The organism is Pseudomonas sp. FW300-N2F2, assembly GCF_017351655.1.
Lineage (GTDB): Bacteria > Pseudomonadota > Gammaproteobacteria > Pseudomonadales > Pseudomonadaceae > Aquipseudomonas > Aquipseudomonas fluorescens_AA.
Genome location: NZ_JACNDQ010000001.1, coordinates 291525 through 307367, shown reverse-complemented (window position 1 = coordinate 307367; position 15843 = coordinate 291525). Strand labels below are relative to the sequence as shown.

Here is a 15843-nt window from a genome sequence, read left to right as displayed (position 1 = left end):
CTATTTTGGGGCTGCTGCGCAACCCAGCGGGAGCAAGCTCCCTCGCCACAGCATGCTTGCTGCCACATTGAGAGCTTGCACTATCACACCGCTTCACATTCTCCAGGGAGGAGATGTCATGCACCAACAGGGCTTCAGCCTGATCGAACTGCTCATGGGACTGGCAATTGCCGCAATTGTTCTGCCCTGGGCCAACGCGGGCTACAAAGAACTGATCGCATCCATCGAGCGCAAGGACACCGCGCAGTTGCTGATCAGCGGGTTACGCAGCGCGCGCAGCGAGGCCATCACGCGCAACCGGACGGTCGTGCTCAGGGGGATAGACAACGATTGGGGCCAGGGCTGGCGCATCACCCTGGACGATAAGGAGAAGACCGTGCTGATGGAGCGCAGCGCCAGCGCCCGGGTGGTCGGCAACCAGCCGGTGAAACGCCGGGTGAGGTTCGGCAGCCAAGGGGAAGCCCTGCATCCCAATGGCGCATTCCAGGCAGGCACGCTGCATGTCTGCGCCAAACGCGGGCCGGTCAGCCATCATCAAGTGATACTGGCGCCTTCCGGTCGCGTGCGCCTGGAAAGCGTCGAAGCCAAACAGGCGCTGTGCGAAAAAGGACTTAAAGCAGGGAGCGCACGCGCAGCTCTTTCGGCATCGAGAACGTGATGTTCTCCTCGCGACCGGCCAGTTCATCGGCACCGGTGGCGCCCCAAGCCTGCAATTGCTGGATCACGCCACGCACCAGGACTTCCGGGGCGGAAGCACCGGCGGTGATGCCGATACGCTCGATGCCCTCGAACCAGCTGCGTTGCATGTCCTCGGCACCGTCGATCAGGTAAGCGGGCGTGGACATGCGCTCGGCCAGCTCGCGCAAGCGGTTGGAGTTGGAACTGTTCGGGCTGCCGACCACCAGCACCACATCGCATTCATTGGCCAGTTGCTTGACCGCATCCTGACGGTTCTGGGTGGCGTAGCAGATGTCATCCTTGCGCGGGCCGCCGATGGCCGGAAAACGCGCGCGCAGGGCGTCGATCACACGGCTGGTGTCGTCCATGGACAGGGTCGTCTGGGTCACGAAAGCCAGGCTATCGGGGTTGCGTACTTGCAAGGCCGCAACGTCATCCTCGTCTTCGACCAGATAGATCGCACCGCCGTTGCTGGCATCGTATTGGCCCATGGTGCCTTCGACTTCCGGGTGGCCTTCATGGCCGATCAGGATGCACTCGCGACCGTCACGGCTGTAGCGCGCCACTTCGATGTGCACCTTGGTCACCAATGGGCACGTCGCGTCGAACACCTTCAGGCCGCGGCCAGCGGCTTCACTGCGCACGGCCTGGGAAACCCCGTGGGCACTGAAGATCACGATGACGTCGTCCGGCACCTGGTCCAGTTCCTCGACGAAAATGGCCCCGCGGCTGCGCAGGTCCTCGACGACGAATTTGTTGTGGACCACTTCGTGGCGCACATAGATCGGCGGCCCGAAGACTTCCAGGGCGCGGTTGACGATTTCGATCGCCCGGTCCACGCCGGCGCAGAAGCCACGGGGGTTGGCGAGTTTGATTTGCATGCTGTGCCTCGTGTCTTGCGCGCAAGAAATTGAATGCTTGCCTGTTAATCGAGCGAAAGGCCCGAAAACAAGGAGATCCCATGTGGGAGCGAGCTTGCTCGCGATGGCGGTGAGTCTGTCACCCCTGTATTGAAAGTGACTCCGTCATCGCGAGCAAGCTCGCTCCCACAGTGGATCGGGTGGCAGCAGAAGCTGCCGGTCAAATGTTAAACCGCCTTGACGTCGAGGATTTCCACTTCGAAGTTCAAGGTCTTGCCCGCCAGCGGATGATTGAAGTCCACGGTCACCTGGGCGTCATCGAACGCCTTCACCACACCCGGCAGCTCGGTATTGGCCGCGTCGTTGAAGATCACCAGCAGGCCCTCGGACAGTTCCATGTCCTGGAACTGGGAGCGTGGCATGGTCTGCACGTTTTGCGGGTTGGGCTGACCAAAGGCGTTTTCCGGTGGCACGACCACGGTGCGCTTGTCGCCGGCCTTGAAACCGAGGATCGCCGCTTCGAAGCCTGGCAGCAGGTTGCCATCACCAACCTTGAACACCGCCGGGGCCTTGTCGAAGGTGCTGTCGACGGTGTCGCCGTTTTCCAGGTGCAGGGCGAAGTGAAGCTTCACTTCGGTGTTTTGAGCGATACGCTGCTCAGTCATGGACGGCTTCTCCGGTTTTCTTGCTCTTGAACATGTCCAGGGCGAGCATCACGGCGCCCACGCTGATGGCACTGTCGGCAAAGTTGAACGCCGGGAAATACCAGCGGTTCTGCCAATGCACCAGGATGAAATCGATGACATGGCCCAGGGCGATGCGGTCATAGAGATTGCCCAACGCACCACCCAGCACCAAGGCCAGCGCCACGGCCAGCCAGGTCTCATTGCGCCCCAGGCGCTTGAGCCAGACCACCAGCACGGCACTGACCACGACGGCAATCAGGGCGAACAGCCAGCGCTGCCAGCCGGAACTGTCGGCCAGGAAACTGAATGCCGCCCCGGTGTTGTAGGCCAGGGTCCAGCTGAAGTAATCCGGGATGATCACGATCTGCTGGTACAGGGTCAACGAGCTTTCAAAGTAGAACTTGCTGGCCTGGTCGATGACCAGTACCAGCGCGCTCAACCAGAGCCAGCCCAGCCGTCCGAAACGACCCGCTGCGTTAGGCATAGTGGCGAACCTCGCCAGCACCGCTGATGTTGTCGACGCAACGACCACAGATTTCCGGATGCTCCGGATTCACGCCGACGTCTTCGCGGCAGTGCCAGCAGCGGGCGCACTTGGTGTGGTTCGACTTGACGATCTTCAGCTTCAGGCCGCTGACTTCGGTGGTCACCGCATCGGCCGGCGCCTGCACCAACGGCGCGACACTGGCAGTGGAGGTGATCAGCACGAAGCGCAGCTCGTTGCCCAGCTTGGCCAGGTCGCCGCTAAGGGCTTCTTCAGCGTAGAGGGTCACTTCGGCCTGCAGGTTGCCGCCGACGGCCTTGGCCGCCCGCTGGATCTCCATTTCCTTGTTGACCGCGGCCTTGACCGCCATGACGCGGTCCCAATACGCACGGTCCAGCTCGAAGCCTTGCGGCAGTTCGGTCAGGCCTTCGTACCAGGTGTTGAGCATCACCGACTCGTTGCGCTCGCCCGGCAGGTATTGCCACAGCTCATCGGCGGTGAACGCCAGGATCGGCGCGATCCAGCGCACCAGGGCTTCGCTGATGTGGAACAGCGCGGTCTGGCACGAACGACGCGCCTTGCTGTTGGCGCCGGTGGTGTATTGGCGGTCCTTGATGATGTCGAGGTAGAAACCACCGAGCTCCTGCACGCAGAAGTTGTGGATCTTGGAGTAGACGTTCCAGAAGCGGTATTCGCCGTAGTGCTCCTGCAATTCGCGTTGCAGCAACAGGGTACGGTCCACGGCCCAACGGTCCAGCGCGAGCATTTCTTCGGCCGGCAGCAGGTCGGTGGCCGGGTTGAAGCCGGTCAGGTTGGAAAGCAGGAAGCGCGCGGTGTTACGGATCCGCCGGTAGGCGTCCGCGCTGCGCTGCAGGATCTGCTCGGAAACGGCCATCTCGCCGGAATAGTCGGTGGAGGCCACCCACAGGCGCATGATGTCGGCGCCCAGGGTGTCGTTGACCTTCTGCGGCGCGATCACGTTGCCCAGGGACTTGGACATCTTGCGACCGGACTCGTCGACGGTGAAGCCGTGGGTCAGCAGCTCGCGGTACGGCGCGTGGTTGTCGATGGCGCAACCGGTCAGCAGCGACGAGTGGAACCAGCCACGGTGCTGGTCGGAGCCCTCCAGGTACAGGTCGGCGCGCGGGCCGCTCTCGTGGCCCATCGGGTGCGAACCGCGCAGCACGTGCCAATGGGTGGTGCCGGAGTCGAACCAGACGTCCAGGGTGTCGCTGATCTTGTCGTACAGCGGTGCTTCGTCGCCCAACAGCTCAGCGGCATCGAGCTTGAACCAGGCTTCGATGCCTTCGGCTTCGACGCGCTTGGCCACGACTTCCATCAATTCGACGGTGCGCGGGTGTAACTCGCCGCTTTCCTTGTTCAGGAAGAACGGGATCGGCACGCCCCAGTTGCGCTGGCGGGAGATGCACCAGTCTGGACGATTGGCGATCATCGAGTGCAGGCGCGCCTGGCCCCAGGCCGGTACGAACTGGGTCTCTTCGATGGCCTTGAGCGAACGCTGGCGCAGGGTGTCGCCGCTGGTGGGCTGCTTGTCCATGCCGATGAACCACTGCGCGGTGGCGCGGTAGATCAGCGGGGTCTTGTGGCGCCAGCAGTGCATGTAGCTGTGTTCGATGACGGTGGTGTGCAGCAGCGCGCCCACTTCGGTCAACTTGTCGATGATGGCCGGGTTGGCCTTGAAGATGAACTGGCCGCCGAAGAACTCCAGTGACGACGCATACACGCCATTGCTTTGTACTGGGTTGATAATGTCGTCGTTGACCAGACCGTATTTCTTGCAGATCACAAAATCGTCTACGCCATAGGCAGGCGAACAGTGGACGATGCCGGTGCCGGCGCTCAATTCGACGTAGTCAGCCAGATAGATCGGCGACAGGCGGTCATAGAACGGATGACGGAAATTGATCAATTCCAGCGCCGAACCCGGGGCGGTGGCGACCACCGAACCTTCGAGGTTGTAGCGGGCCAGGCAGGCTTCGACCAGCTCTTCGGCCAGCACCAGCAGCTTGTCGCCGACGTCGACCAGGGCGTAGGTGAATTCCGGGTGGACGTTCAGCGCCTGGTTGGCCGGGATCGTCCACGGGGTGGTGGTCCAGATCACGATCGACGCCGGCTTGGCCAGCTTGCCCAGGCCGAACGCGGTGGCGAGCTTGTCTTCATCGGCGATCGGGAACGCGACGTCGATGGTCGAGGACTTCTTGTTCTCGTACTCGACTTCCGCCTCCGCCAGGGCCGAACCGCAATCGAAGCACCAGTTCACCGGCTTGAGGCCCTTGAACACGAAACCGCCCTCGACGATTTTCGCCAGGGCACGGATTTCGCCGGCTTCGTTCTTGAAGTCCATGGTCTTGTACGGGTTGGCAAAGTCGCCCAGCACGCCGAGGCGAATGAATTCGGACTTCTGCCCTTCGATCTGCTCGGTGGCGTAGGCACGGCACAGCTCGCGAGTCTTGTCCGCGCCCAGGTTCTTGCCGTGGGTCACTTCGACCTTGTGCTCGATCGGCAGGCCATGGCAGTCCCAGCCCGGGACATACGGCGCATCAAAACCCGACAGGGTCTTGGAGCGGATGATCATGTCCTTGAGAATCTTGTTCAGCGCGTGACCGATGTGGATGGTGCCGTTGGCGTACGGAGGGCCGTCGTGCAGGACGAACTTCGGACGATCCTTGCCAATTTCGCGCAACTTTCCGTACAGGCCAATGCTGTCCCAACGCTGCAGAATCTGTGGTTCGCGCTGAGGCAGGCCGGCCTTCATTGGGAAGGCGGTGTCCGGAAGGTTTAGCGTGGCTTTATAGTCGGTCATTTAAGGCTCTTCATTAGCGATTGGCGCTGGTTGCGACAAGGGCACGGGCGGCGGCGATATCTGCATGGATCGCCGTCTTGAGCGCCTCCAGAGAGGCAAAACGCTGCTCTTCACGCAGCTTATGGTGGAAAACCACCGTCAAACGCCGGTCATACAGATCGCCGGCAAAATCCAGAACATGTACTTCAAGATGGGCCTTGCCATCGCCCTGGACCGTGGGGCGCACGCCGATGTTGGCGACGCCGGGCCAGGTCTTGCCGTCGATCTCGACACTCACCAGGAACACCCCGGTCAGCGGCACGCGACGACGCTTGAGCTGCACGTTGGCCGTCGGCGTGCCCAATTGGCGCGCCAACTTCTGCCCGTGCAGGATCCGCCCGGCAATCCGGTACGGCCGGCCGAGCAAGCGCTCGGCCAATTCGAAGTCGGCCGCCGCCAGGGCATTGCGGACCTGGGTGCTGCTGACGCGCAAGCCATCCATCTCGACGGTCTGCGCCGCTTCGACGGTGAAACCCTGGGCGATACCGGCCTGTTGCAGGTAATCGAAATCCCCGGACCGATCACAGCCGAAACGGAAATCATCGCCGACTTCCAGATGCTTCACATCGAGACCGTCCACCAGAATGTTATCGACGAATTCGGCGGCACTGAGCTTGCTCAGGCGCTGGTTGAAGGCCAGGCACAGAACCCGGTCGACACCTTCGGCGGCCAGCAGTTGCAGTTTGTCCCGCAACCGGGCCAGACGGGCCGGGGCGGTGTCCGGGGCGAAAAACTCCCGTGGCTGCGGCTCGAAAATCACCACGCAACTGGGCACGCCCAATTCCAGCGCACGCTCGCGCAGCCGCGCCAGGATAGCCTGGTGGCCACGGTGAACACCGTCAAAGTTGCCAATAGTGGCGACACAGCCCCGATGCTGGGGGCGCAGGTTGTGGAGGCCTCGAACCAGCTGCATAACGCGCTTCTTGCTCATAAAGTGGCCGATTATAACCACACCCGGCGGCCGACGACAGGCAACACCGCACGCCAAAGTGATCGAACCGACAAAACCACTGCCCGGCCCGGGATTATCGAGGGCTCGCCCTCAGCTCAAGGCCTTGCGATTGAAGTCGCGCAGGCGGAACCCCATCAGCAGCAACATGCCGAAATACGCCACCACACCGGCAACCACCAGCACACCCAGGCGCAGGAAACGCGCGAGCATCTGCCCCTCGCCCCAGGCCGGCATGAAATGCATCGCCCCCAGCAGGACCGCCGACATCACGGCCACGGCCACCAGCAGCTTGAGGCCGAACTTGCCCCAGCCCGGCTGTGGCTGATACATCTTTTGCTTGCGCAGTTGATAAAACAGCAGCCCGGCGTTGAGGCAAGCGCCGGCACTGATCGCCAGGGCCAGGCCGGCATGAGCCAACGGACCGATCAGCAACAGGTTGAACAACTGGGTCATCACCAGGGTAAAAATGGCGATCTTCACCGGCGTGCGGATGTTCTGCTGGGCGTAGAACCCTGGCGCCAGCACCTTGATCACGATGATCCCGAGCAAGCCCACCGAGTAAGCGATCAGCGCACGCTGGGTCATCAAGGCGTCGAACGCATTGAACTGGCCGTACTGGAACAACGAGACGGTCAACGGCTCGGCCAGGATCCCCAGCGCCAGGGAACATGGCAGCACCAGCACAAAGCACAGGCGCAGGCCCCAATCGAGAATTCGCGAGTATTCGTGGCGGTCCTGGCTGGCGTAGGTCTTGGCCAGGGTGGGCAGCAGGATCGTGCCCAGGGCCACGCCCAGCACGCCGGACGGCAACTCCATCAGGCGGTCGGCGTAGTACATCCACGACACCGAACCGGCCACCAGGAACGAGGCAAAGATGGTGTTGATGATCAGGGAAATCTGGCTCACCGACACCCCGAGGATCGCCGGCAGCATCTGCTTCATCACCCGCCACACGCCGCTGTCGCGCAGGTTCAGCCGCGGCAGCACCAGCATGCCGATCTTTTTCAGGTGCGGCAGTTGATAGAGCAGTTGCGCCAGGCCACCCACCAGCACCGCCCAGCCCAGAGCCATCACCGGCGGGTCGAAGTACGGTGTCAGGAACACGGCGAAGACGATCATGCTGACGTTGAGCAGGGTCGGCACAAAGGCCGGCACGGAAAAGCGGTTCCAGGTATTGAGGATCGCCCCGGCCAGGGACGACAGGGAAATCAGCAATATATAAGGAAAGGTCACCCGCAGCAGGTCTGTGGTGAGCTGGAATTTTTCCGGGGTGTCGGTGAAGCCTGGCGCCGTGGCCCAGATCACCCAGGGCGCGGCGAGCATGCCGGCGGCCGTGACCAGCGCCAGCACCAAGGTCAGCAGACCGGTGACGTAGGCAATGAATGTGCGGGTTGCCTCATCGCCTTTCTGGCTTTTATATTCCGCCAGGATCGGCACGAAGGCCTGGGAGAACGCCCCCTCGGCGAAGATCCGCCGCAGCAGGTTGGGCAGCTTGAAGGCGATGAAGAAGGCGTCCGTCGCCATCCCGGCGCCGAAAATCCGTGCGATCAGCGTATCGCGAACGAACCCCAGGATGCGGGAAAGCATCGTGATAGAGCTGACGGCGGCCAACGATTTGAGCAGATTCATGAAAAGAGTTTTTGCCTGTCGATAAACAGCAGGCGAACAACGCGCCCACTTGTGCGATACTCCGCGCCGCTAAACAGTGCAGAGCCAAAGCCCGCGAGTTTACAGGTCGCACGCCGGAAAGAAATCCTTCGGTGCGCAGCACCTGCCATTCAGCGGAACGCGTCACCCGCCCTTGACAAGACTTCAACTCATCGGCATGATTCGCGGCCTATTTTGTTTGCTATTTCCCAAAAAGTCTTTCGAGGAGCTCGACGGTGGCCAACACACCTTCCGCCAAAAAACGTGCAAAACAGGCTGAGAAGCGTCGCAGCCACAACGCCAGCCTGCGTTCCATGGTCCGTACCTACATCAAGAACGTAGTCAAGGCCATCGACGCAAAAGACGCTGAAAAAGCTCAAGCTGCTTACGTTCTGGCTGTGCCAGTTATCGACCGTATGGCCGATAAAGGCATCATCCACAAGAACAAGGCTGCTCGCCATAAGAGCCGCCTGAATGGCCACGTAAAGGCCCTGAACGTTGCCGCTGCTGCCTAAGCGACACGCTCATTAAAAAACCGACCTCAGGGTCGGTTTTTTATTGCCCGGGATTCTTCATTCAGAACATTGTGGGAGCGAGCTTGCTCGCGATGGCGGAGCATCAGAAAAATCGCTGTTACTGATACCGCCATCGCGAGCAAGCTCGTCCCCACAGGGCTATGTGTTGATTATTGAGTACGAGCCCACGGCAAGATCGGGATAGCCGTCACCGCATTCTGCGGGCTGCCCTCGATCACGCGGTCGCTGTAGACCAGGTACACCAGCGTATTGCGCTTCTTGTCGAGAAAGCGCACCACTTGCATGGTCTTGAACACCAGGGAAGTACGCTCCTTGAACACTTCCTCGCCATCCTTGAGCTCACCCTTGAAGTTGATGGGCCCGACCTGGCGACAGGCGATGGACGCTTCGGCGCGATCCTCGGCAAGGCCCAGGCCGCCCTTCACACCGCCGGTCTTGGCCCGCGACAGGTAACAGGTCACGCCATCCACCTTGGGATCATCGAATGCCTCGACCACAATCCGGTCGTTCGGCCCGACAAACTTGAACACCGTCGACACCTGGCCAATTTCCTCGGCCGACGCCAACAGCGGTACCGCCAGCAGCAAGCCGATCAATCCTTTTGCCAAACCCATGATTTTTCCTTAGACGAGGATCAGGTTGTCACGGTGGACCAGTTCAGGCTCCGCCATGTAACCCAACAGACCGACAATCGCATCAGACGATTGACCGATGATTTTCTGCGCTTCCAGGGCGCTGTAGTTGGCCAGACCACGGGCGATCTCGCGACCGTCCGGCGCCACGCACACGACCATTTCGCCGCGACGGAAACTGCCCTGGACCAGCTTCACACCCACCGGCAGCAGGCTTTTGTTGCCCTGGGACAACGCCGTCACGGCACCCGCATCCAGCACCAGCGTGCCACGGGTTTGCAGGTGCCCGGCCAGCCATTGCTTGCGCGCCGCCAGCATGCCGCGCTCAGGGGACAGCAAAGTGCCGATGCGCTCGCCCGCCTTCAGACGATCCAGCACCCGCTCCAGCCGACCGCCGACAATGATAGTGTGAGCCCCGGAGCGCGCCGCCAGACGCGCCGCACGCAGCTTGGTCTGCATGCCGCCGCGCCCCAGCGCACCACCCGTGCCGCCCGCCACCGCGTCCAGCGCCGGGTCGTCGGCACGGGCTTCGTAGATCAGCTTGGCATCGGGGTTATTGCGCGGATCGGCGTCGAACATGCCGTCGCGATCCGTGAGGATCACCAACAGATCCGCCTCCACCAGGTTCGCCACCAGCGCGGCCAGGGTGTCGTTATCGCCGAAACGGATCTCGTCGGTGACCACCGTGTCGTTCTCGTTGATCACCGGGATGACCTTCAGCTCCACCAGCGCTCGCAAGGTACTACGGGCATTGAGGTAGCGCTTGCGGTCGGACAGGTCGTCATGGGTCAGCAGAATCTGCGCCGTATGGCGACCGTGCTCGGCAAAGCTCGACTCCCAAGCCTGCACCAGGCCCATCTGGCCGATGGCGGCGGCCGCCTGCAGTTCATGCATCGCGCTGGGTCGCGACGTCCAGCCCAAACGGCTCATACCGGCTGCCACAGCCCCCGAAGAGACCAACACCAACTCGACGCCAGCCTCATGCAGGGCCACCATCTGCTCGACCCACACCGCCATTGCCTGGCGATCCAGCCCCTTGCCATCCGCCGTCAGCAGTGCGCTACCGATCTTCACGACCCAGCGCCGCGCACCCGTCACCTTGCTCCGCATCATCTTCAACCTTTGCCAGCGAACGGCGCGACCCAGCGCCGCCCATGGGATTATTCGTATTTGCGTTTTACAGATACCAAAACGCCGCTCGAATGAGCGGCGCCTTGGGAACCGGCTTGCCGGCGATGATAACACTGCGCTGAAACACTTGAACCAGTGGGAGCGAGCTTGCTCGCGATAGCGGCGTGTCAGCTAACGACTATGCCAACTGACAGATCGCTTTCGCGAGCAAGCTCGCTCCCACAGGGCCCCTGCAGGCCCTGGTTTCAGCTGAGTGGTATCAGCACAAGATCAGTCGCGAACGTAGATGATTTCCGGACCGTCTTCGTCATCCACATCTTCTTCGTCCCAATCATCGTCACCGATGTCATGGACCGACTTGACGCCACTGCGACGCAGGGCACGCTGGTCATCCAGCGCCTGCAGCTGGGCACGGGCCTCGTCTTCGATGCGCTGGTCGAGCTCGGCCAGTTCTTCCTTGTAGGCCGGATCGTTGGCCAGGCGGTCGGCCCGATCTTCCAGGTAACGCATGATGTCGTGGCACAGGCGCTCGGTGCCTTCTTTGGCGATGGCCGAGATCACATAGACCGGACCTTCCCACTCCAGGCGGTCGACGATTTCCTTGACCCGCTCTTCGTGTTCTTCTTCGAGGATCTGGTCGCACTTGTTCAGCACCAGCCAACGATCACGCTCGGCCAGGGCCGGGCTGAACTTGGTCAGCTCGTTGACGATGACTTCGGCAGCATCGGCGGCATCGGTTTCATCCAGCGGCGCCATGTCGACGAGGTGCAGCAACAGACGGGTACGGGACAAGTGCTTGAGGAAACGAATCCCCAGGCCCGCGCCCTCGGAAGCCCCTTCGATCAGCCCTGGAATGTCGGCGATCACGAAACTCTTCCAACGGTCGACGCTGACCACGCCCAGGTTCGGCACCAGGGTGGTGAACGGGTAATCGGCCACTTTCGGCTTGGCCGCCGACACCGAGCGAATGAAAGTACTTTTACCGGCGTTCGGCAGGCCCAGCAGGCCCACGTCGGCCAACACTTTCATTTCCAGCTTCAGATCACGCTGCTCGCCGGGCTTGCCTGGCGTGGTCTGGCGCGGCGCACGGTTGGTACTGGACTTGAAACGGGTGTTGCCCAGGCCGTGCCAGCCGCCATGGGCGACCAGCAGACGCTGGCCAGCCTTGGTCAGGTCGCCAATCACTTCCTGGGTGGCCGAATCGATCACCGTGGTGCCGACTGGCACGCGCAGGATCAGGTCTTCGCCCTTCTTGCCGGTGCAGTCGGTGCTGCCGCCGTTGGAGCCACGCTCGGCATCGAAGTGCCGGGTGTAACGGTAGTCCACCAGGGTGTTGAGGTTTTCGTCGGCGAGCATGTAGATCGAGCCGCCGTCACCCCCATCACCGCCGTTCGGGCCACCGTTTTCAATGAATTTTTCCCGACGGAAACTCATGCAACCATTGCCGCCGTCGCCGGCCTTCACTCGAATCGATACTTCATCAACAAACTTCATGACACACGCCTCTCGCCATACGGACGAGCCAAAAAAACAAGACATAAGACTCTTGCAAAAATGAGCGCAGCGACCTGATGACACGCCCCAACCGCAGCGCCGACAGCCCATACAAACAGTTTTGCAAGAGACTCACCCCACAAACGAAAAAGCCCCGTCGCAAGACAGGGCTTTTCCAGCGGTCTCGCAATTAAGCTGCGATAACGCTTACGTAACGACGACCGAAGGCGCCTTTTACTTCGAACTTGATCACGCCTTCGACTTTAGCGAAGAGGGTGTGATCTTTACCCATGCCCACGCCGTAGCCAGCGTGGAATTGGGTGCCGCGCTGACGCACGATGATGTTGCCTGCTTTGATAGCCTGGCCGCCATACATCTTCACGCCAAGGCGTTTGGCTTCTGAGTCGCGACCGTTACGGGTACTACCACCAGCTTTTTTGTGTGCCATGAGTTCAATTCTCCTAGTGAGGAATTAGGCTGAAATTAAGCCTGAATACCGGTGATTTTGATCTCGGTGTACCACTGGCGGTGGCCCATACGCTTCATGTGGTGCTTACGACGACGGAACTTGATGATGCGGACTTTATCGTGACGACCTTGGGAGATCACTTCAGCCACAACGGTAGCGCCAGCAACGACTGGAGCGCCGATATTCACGTCATCGCCATTGGCGACCAACAGAACGCGATCAAAAGTCACGGATTCGCCGGTAGCGATTTCCAGTTTTTCGATCTTCAGGTATTCACCTGGGGCGACCTTGTATTGCTTGCCACCAGTAACAATTACTGCGTACGACATGGTATTTCTCCGATAATCCTGCTCACCCAGCGCTTTATAAGAAGAGGTATTGGCTGGCATGGCTGCATGGGCTGGAAGGCCCGGATGCAATTGCGTAAGGCAGGTGCTGCCCAGGAAGTTCAGGGTGCGCGATTGTACGCAAGCCACGAGAGCCTTGCAAGTAGCCGTCTATCGCGCCTTGACACCTGCGGACGTGGGTCCTAGCATGCCGCGCAACCCTTCTGGAGCACCTGTCGCTGATGCAACCCCAAGCTTTCTACCGCGCGGTGGCGGACGATTTTAGCGCCGTCGACGGCATCATCAAGAAGCAGCTGACTTCCCGCGTGCCTCTGGTATCGAAAATCGGCGACTACATCACTTCGGCGGGCGGTAAACGCCTGCGTCCTTTATTGGTGCTGCTGTGCGGCAAGGCCCTGGGTCGCGAAGGCGACGACATGCGCCTGCTGGCCGCCACCATCGAATTCCTGCACACCGCAACCCTGCTGCACGACGACGTGGTCGACATGTCCGGCATGCGCCGTGGCCGTTCGACCGCCAACGCCATGTGGGGCAATGCCCCGAGCGTGCTGGTAGGCGACTTCCTGTATTCGCGCTCGTTCGAAATGATGGTCGAGCTGGGCTCGATGCCGGTGATGAAGATCCTGTCCCAGGCCACGCGCATCATCGCCGAAGGCGAAGTGCTGCAGTTGTCCAAGGTACGCGATGCCAGCACCACCGAAGAGACCTACATGGAAGTCATCCGCGGCAAGACCGCGATGCTCTTCGAAGCCTCGACCCACAGCGCCGCTGCCCTGGCCGGCGCCAGCACCGAGCAGAGCGAAGCGTTGCGCACCTTTGGCGATCACCTGGGCGTGGCCTTCCAGTTGGTCGACGACCTGCTCGACTACAAGGGCGACGCCGAGACCCTGGGCAAGAACGTCGGTGACGACCTGGCCGAAGGCAAGCCGACCCTGCCGCTGATCTACACCATGCGCGAAGGCACGCCAGAGCAGGCGGCGCTGGTACGCCAGGCGATCCAGAAAGGCGGGATCGAAGACCTGGAAAGCATCCGTATCGCGGTCGAAGCTTCCGGCTCGCTGGAGTACACCGCGAAACTGGCCCGGGATTACGTCGCCCGCGCGATCAAATGCCTCGACGCCCTGCCACCCAGCGAATACCGCGATGCCCTGGTGGAGCTGAGTGAGTTTGCGGTGGCCCGCACTCACTGATTGCATGAAAACCTGCGGGAAACCTGTGGGAGCGAGCTTGCTCGCGATAGCGGTGTGTCAATCAGCGCCAATGTTGCTGATCCAGCGCTATCGCGAGCAAGCTCGCTCCCACAAGGGATTTCACCGCCCTGCCCTTTGCGGCCTAAAACCCTATATAATGTGCGCCCTTTTGCCCTCCTGATACCCAAGGAACCTTAGTGAGCACGTTGCCTCCCTGCCCGAAATGCAATTCCGAATACACCTACGAAGACGGCACCCAGCTGGTCTGCCCGGAGTGTGCCCACGAATGGTCCGCCAGCGGCGAAGCTGAAGCGGCGTCCGACGACACCGTGAAGAAAGATTCGGTCGGCAATGTCTTGCAGGACGGCGACACCATCACCGTGATCAAGGACCTCAAGGTCAAGGGCACCTCGCTGGTGGTCAAGGTCGGCACCAAGGTCAAGAATATCCGCCTGTGCGATGGCGACCACGATATCGATTGCAAGATCGACGGCATCGGCCCGATGAAACTCAAATCCGAGTTCGTCAGAAAAGTCTGATTCGGCTGTATTCCATCCCATGCCCCGCGTGTGGGATGGAGCTTCACCCTCCCCGCTTCAGCCCAATTTCTCGAGCATTAGCCAGGCGCCAACCGCCTTGAGCTGGCACAACCCATCGTCAGAAAAACAATCGCAACGCCAATAGAGACTTGCTATTTAGCGAATAAGAATTATTCTCATCGAACCCATCAAGGAGATGAGAACCATGACTTATTTGATCGATGCCTGGCTGGACCGCCCACATCCCTACCTCAGGATCCTGCATCGGGAAACCGGGGAAGTCTGTGCGGTGCTTGAAGAAGAAGCCTTGAACGAACTGCAGGACCAAGGAGACCTGGACCTCAACAGCCTCAACTCCAGTGAGCCGCTGGTGCTCAAGGAGCTGGTGCGCAATCTGTTCCTGTTCTGCTATGCCCGGGCATTGCGCCCTACGGGTGATTTCAGCGGCAGGTTTCACGGATGAGCAAAAATAACCTGTGGGAGCGAGCTTGCTCGCGATGGCGGTGTGTCAGCAACGAGCATGTCGACTGACTGTCCGCTTTCGCGAGCAAGCTCGCTCCCACAGTTTTTTGTCCGGCGGTAAAACCGGACAGGGTCTTACAGCACGTCCAGCAACTCGACGTCGAACACCAGCACGCTGTGCGGCGGGATGCTGCCAACGCCTTGAGCGCCGTAAGCCAGTTCGCTCGGCACGTACAGGCGCCATTTGCTGCCGGCATTCATCAGTTGCAGCGCTTCGGTCCAGCCTGGGATCACGCCGCCTACCGGGAATTCGGCTGGCTGGCCACGATCATAGGAGCTGTCGAACACAGTGCCGTCGATCAGGGTGCCGTGGTAGTGGGTACGCACCTGGTCTTCACGGGTCGGCTTGGCGCCTTCACCCTGGGTCAGCACTTCGAACTGCAGGCCGGAAGCCAGGGTGGTGATGCCTTCACGCTTGGCGTTTTCCGCCAGGAACGCACGGCCTTCACCCGCAGCGGCTTCAGCCTTGGCGGCTGCTTCGGCTTGCATGATTTCACGAATGACCTTGAAGCTGGCGGACATCTCGTCCTGGCCCACGCGGCTTGGCTTGCCGGCGAACGCGTCGGTCAGGCCGGCCAGGATGGCATCCAGGCTGACACCCGGTGGCGGGTTGTCGCGCAGTTGGTCGCCCAACTGACGGCCAATGCCGTAGCTGACGCGGGTTTCGTCGGTGGACAGGTTAACTTCGGACATGATGCTGCTCCGCTGTGCGGACGGCTCGAGAGTTGCCGTGCGTGACACAGCGCCTCCCGGAGCGCCCGGAACCAAAAGGGCGAGCAGACTAGCACAGATGCCACGGCGGGTGACGAGCCC

General features: G+C 61.1%; 17 protein-coding genes. 5 read left to right on the top strand and 12 right to left on the bottom strand.

All coding sequences use genetic code 11. From position 1 onward, the window contains the following. Positions 1–118: 118 nt before the first annotated feature. Positions 119–658, top strand: coding sequence for a GspH/FimT family pseudopilin (locus J4E63_RS01425; RefSeq protein ID WP_207280835.1), 540 nt, complete (start codon positions 119–121; stop codon positions 656–658). Here J4E63_RS01425 and ispH read toward each other — a convergent pair. The 6 genes from ispH to murJ all read right to left on the bottom strand — a co-directional run bounded on the left by ispH (position 612) and on the right by murJ (position 8152). Continuing rightward, positions 612–1559, bottom strand: coding sequence for a 4-hydroxy-3-methylbut-2-enyl diphosphate reductase (gene ispH / locus J4E63_RS01420; RefSeq protein ID WP_060740559.1), 948 nt, complete (start codon positions 1557–1559; stop codon positions 612–614). The two genes, J4E63_RS01425 and ispH, sit on opposite strands and share 47 nt — an antisense overlap. Before the next feature lie 206 nt (positions 1560–1765). Then, positions 1766–2203, bottom strand: a complete 438-nt coding sequence (gene fkpB, locus J4E63_RS01415) for an FKBP-type peptidyl-prolyl cis-trans isomerase (protein WP_060740558.1) — start codon at positions 2201–2203, stop codon at positions 1766–1768. After that, entirely contained in the window at positions 2196–2708 is a 513-nt protein-coding gene (gene lspA / locus J4E63_RS01410) for a signal peptidase II (protein ID WP_207280833.1), read from the bottom strand. Before lspA ends, fkpB begins: the two co-directional genes overlap by 8 nt. Then, positions 2701–5532, bottom strand: coding sequence for an isoleucine--tRNA ligase (gene ileS, locus J4E63_RS01405; RefSeq protein ID WP_207280831.1), 2832 nt, complete (start codon positions 5530–5532; stop codon positions 2701–2703). Before ileS ends, lspA begins: the two co-directional genes overlap by 8 nt. Before the next feature lie 13 nt (positions 5533–5545). Next, the gene (gene ribF, locus J4E63_RS01400; protein WP_207280825.1) at positions 5546–6484 is read right to left on the bottom strand and encodes a bifunctional riboflavin kinase/FAD synthetase; all 939 of its coding nucleotides are present in this window, start codon (positions 6482–6484) and stop codon (positions 5546–5548) included. A 129-nt stretch (positions 6485–6613) separates the two neighbouring features. Continuing rightward, a complete protein-coding gene (gene murJ / locus J4E63_RS01395) occupies positions 6614–8152 on the bottom strand; it encodes a murein biosynthesis integral membrane protein MurJ (protein WP_207280819.1) in 1539 nt (512 codons plus the stop codon). Positions 8153–8406: 254 nt separating this feature from the next. Between murJ and rpsT the strand changes: the two genes are divergently transcribed. Then, positions 8407–8685 (top strand): 30S ribosomal protein S20, encoded by a 279-nt coding sequence (rpsT, locus tag J4E63_RS01390; protein WP_003185593.1) that lies wholly within the window; start codon positions 8407–8409, stop codon positions 8683–8685. 170 nt (positions 8686–8855) lie between these two features. Here the strand turns inward: rpsT and J4E63_RS01385 are convergent, their stop codons facing one another. The 5 genes from J4E63_RS01385 to rplU all read right to left on the bottom strand — a co-directional run bounded on the left by J4E63_RS01385 (position 8856) and on the right by rplU (position 12761). Further along, positions 8856–9320 carry a CreA family protein gene (locus tag J4E63_RS01385; protein WP_192263796.1) on the bottom strand — a complete coding sequence of 155 codons (465 nt, stop codon included), beginning with the start codon at positions 9318–9320 and terminating at the stop codon, positions 8856–8858. A gap of 9 nt (positions 9321–9329) precedes the next feature. Further along, positions 9330–10448 (bottom strand): glutamate 5-kinase, encoded by a 1119-nt coding sequence (gene proB, locus J4E63_RS01380; RefSeq protein ID WP_072411890.1) that lies wholly within the window; start codon positions 10446–10448, stop codon positions 9330–9332. Between the two features lie 291 nt (positions 10449–10739). Beyond that, a complete protein-coding gene (gene cgtA / locus J4E63_RS01375) occupies positions 10740–11963 on the bottom strand; it encodes an Obg family GTPase CgtA (RefSeq protein WP_060740551.1) in 1224 nt (407 codons plus the stop codon). A 190-nt stretch (positions 11964–12153) separates the two neighbouring features. Further along, positions 12154–12411, bottom strand: coding sequence for a 50S ribosomal protein L27 (gene rpmA, locus J4E63_RS01370; RefSeq protein WP_003205738.1), 258 nt, complete (start codon positions 12409–12411; stop codon positions 12154–12156). 35 nt (positions 12412–12446) lie between these two features. Beyond that, complete coding sequence (gene rplU / locus J4E63_RS01365; RefSeq protein WP_003176051.1) at positions 12447–12761, bottom strand: 50S ribosomal protein L21; 315 nt, start codon at positions 12759–12761, stop codon at positions 12447–12449. Positions 12762–13000: 239 nt separating this feature from the next. Between rplU and J4E63_RS01360 the strand changes: the two genes are divergently transcribed. The 3 genes from J4E63_RS01360 to J4E63_RS01350 all read left to right on the top strand — a co-directional run bounded on the left by J4E63_RS01360 (position 13001) and on the right by J4E63_RS01350 (position 14971). Continuing rightward, positions 13001–13969: a polyprenyl synthetase family protein gene (locus J4E63_RS01360; protein ID WP_192263799.1), complete on the top strand. Its 969-nt coding sequence runs from the start codon at positions 13001–13003 to the stop codon at positions 13967–13969. 197 nt (positions 13970–14166) lie between these two features. After that, a complete protein-coding gene (locus J4E63_RS01355; RefSeq protein ID WP_053123983.1) occupies positions 14167–14508 on the top strand; it encodes a zinc ribbon domain-containing protein YjdM in 342 nt (113 codons plus the stop codon). 205 nt (positions 14509–14713) lie between these two features. Next, on the top strand, positions 14714–14971 hold the full coding sequence (locus tag J4E63_RS01350) for a hypothetical protein (protein WP_003205743.1): 258 nt from the start codon (positions 14714–14716) through the stop codon (positions 14969–14971). 134 nt (positions 14972–15105) lie between these two features. Here J4E63_RS01350 and J4E63_RS01345 read toward each other — a convergent pair whose 3' ends face one another. Further along, positions 15106–15723: an FKBP-type peptidyl-prolyl cis-trans isomerase gene (locus tag J4E63_RS01345; RefSeq protein WP_003205746.1), complete on the bottom strand. Its 618-nt coding sequence runs from the start codon at positions 15721–15723 to the stop codon at positions 15106–15108. Positions 15724–15843: the final 120 nt, after the last annotated feature.

Bases quoted from the DNA above. Each gene is read 5' to 3' on its own strand.
- J4E63_RS01425 (WP_207280835.1), top strand. From the start codon at position 119: ATGCACCAACAGGGCTTCAGCCTGATCGAACTGCTCATGGGACTGGCA.
- ispH (WP_060740559.1), bottom strand. From the start codon at position 1,559: ATGCAAATCAAACTCGCCAACCCCCGTGGCTTCTGCGCCGGCGTGGAC.
- fkpB (WP_060740558.1), bottom strand. From the start codon at position 2,203: ATGACTGAGCAGCGTATCGCTCAAAACACCGAAGTGAAGCTTCACTTC.
- lspA (WP_207280833.1), bottom strand. From the start codon at position 2,708: ATGCCTAACGCAGCGGGTCGTTTCGGACGGCTGGGCTGGCTCTGGTTG.
- ileS (WP_207280831.1), bottom strand. From the start codon at position 5,532: ATGACCGACTATAAAGCCACGCTAAACCTTCCGGACACCGCCTTCCCA.
- ribF (WP_207280825.1), bottom strand. From the start codon at position 6,484: ATGCAGCTGGTTCGAGGCCTCCACAACCTGCGCCCCCAGCATCGGGGC.
- murJ (WP_207280819.1), bottom strand. From the start codon at position 8,152: ATGAATCTGCTCAAATCGTTGGCCGCCGTCAGCTCTATCACGATGCTT.
- J4E63_RS01385 (WP_192263796.1), bottom strand. From the start codon at position 9,320: ATGGGTTTGGCAAAAGGATTGATCGGCTTGCTGCTGGCGGTACCGCTG.
- proB (WP_072411890.1), bottom strand. From the start codon at position 10,448: ATGCGGAGCAAGGTGACGGGTGCGCGGCGCTGGGTCGTGAAGATCGGT.
- cgtA (WP_060740551.1), bottom strand. From the start codon at position 11,963: ATGAAGTTTGTTGATGAAGTATCGATTCGAGTGAAGGCCGGCGACGGC.
- rpmA (WP_003205738.1), bottom strand. From the start codon at position 12,411: ATGGCACACAAAAAAGCTGGTGGTAGTACCCGTAACGGTCGCGACTCA.
- rplU (WP_003176051.1), bottom strand. From the start codon at position 12,761: ATGTCGTACGCAGTAATTGTTACTGGTGGCAAGCAATACAAGGTCGCC.
- J4E63_RS01360 (WP_192263799.1), top strand. From the start codon at position 13,001: ATGCAACCCCAAGCTTTCTACCGCGCGGTGGCGGACGATTTTAGCGCC.
- J4E63_RS01350 (WP_003205743.1), top strand. From the start codon at position 14,714: ATGACTTATTTGATCGATGCCTGGCTGGACCGCCCACATCCCTACCTC.
- J4E63_RS01345 (WP_003205746.1), bottom strand. From the start codon at position 15,723: ATGTCCGAAGTTAACCTGTCCACCGACGAAACCCGCGTCAGCTACGGC.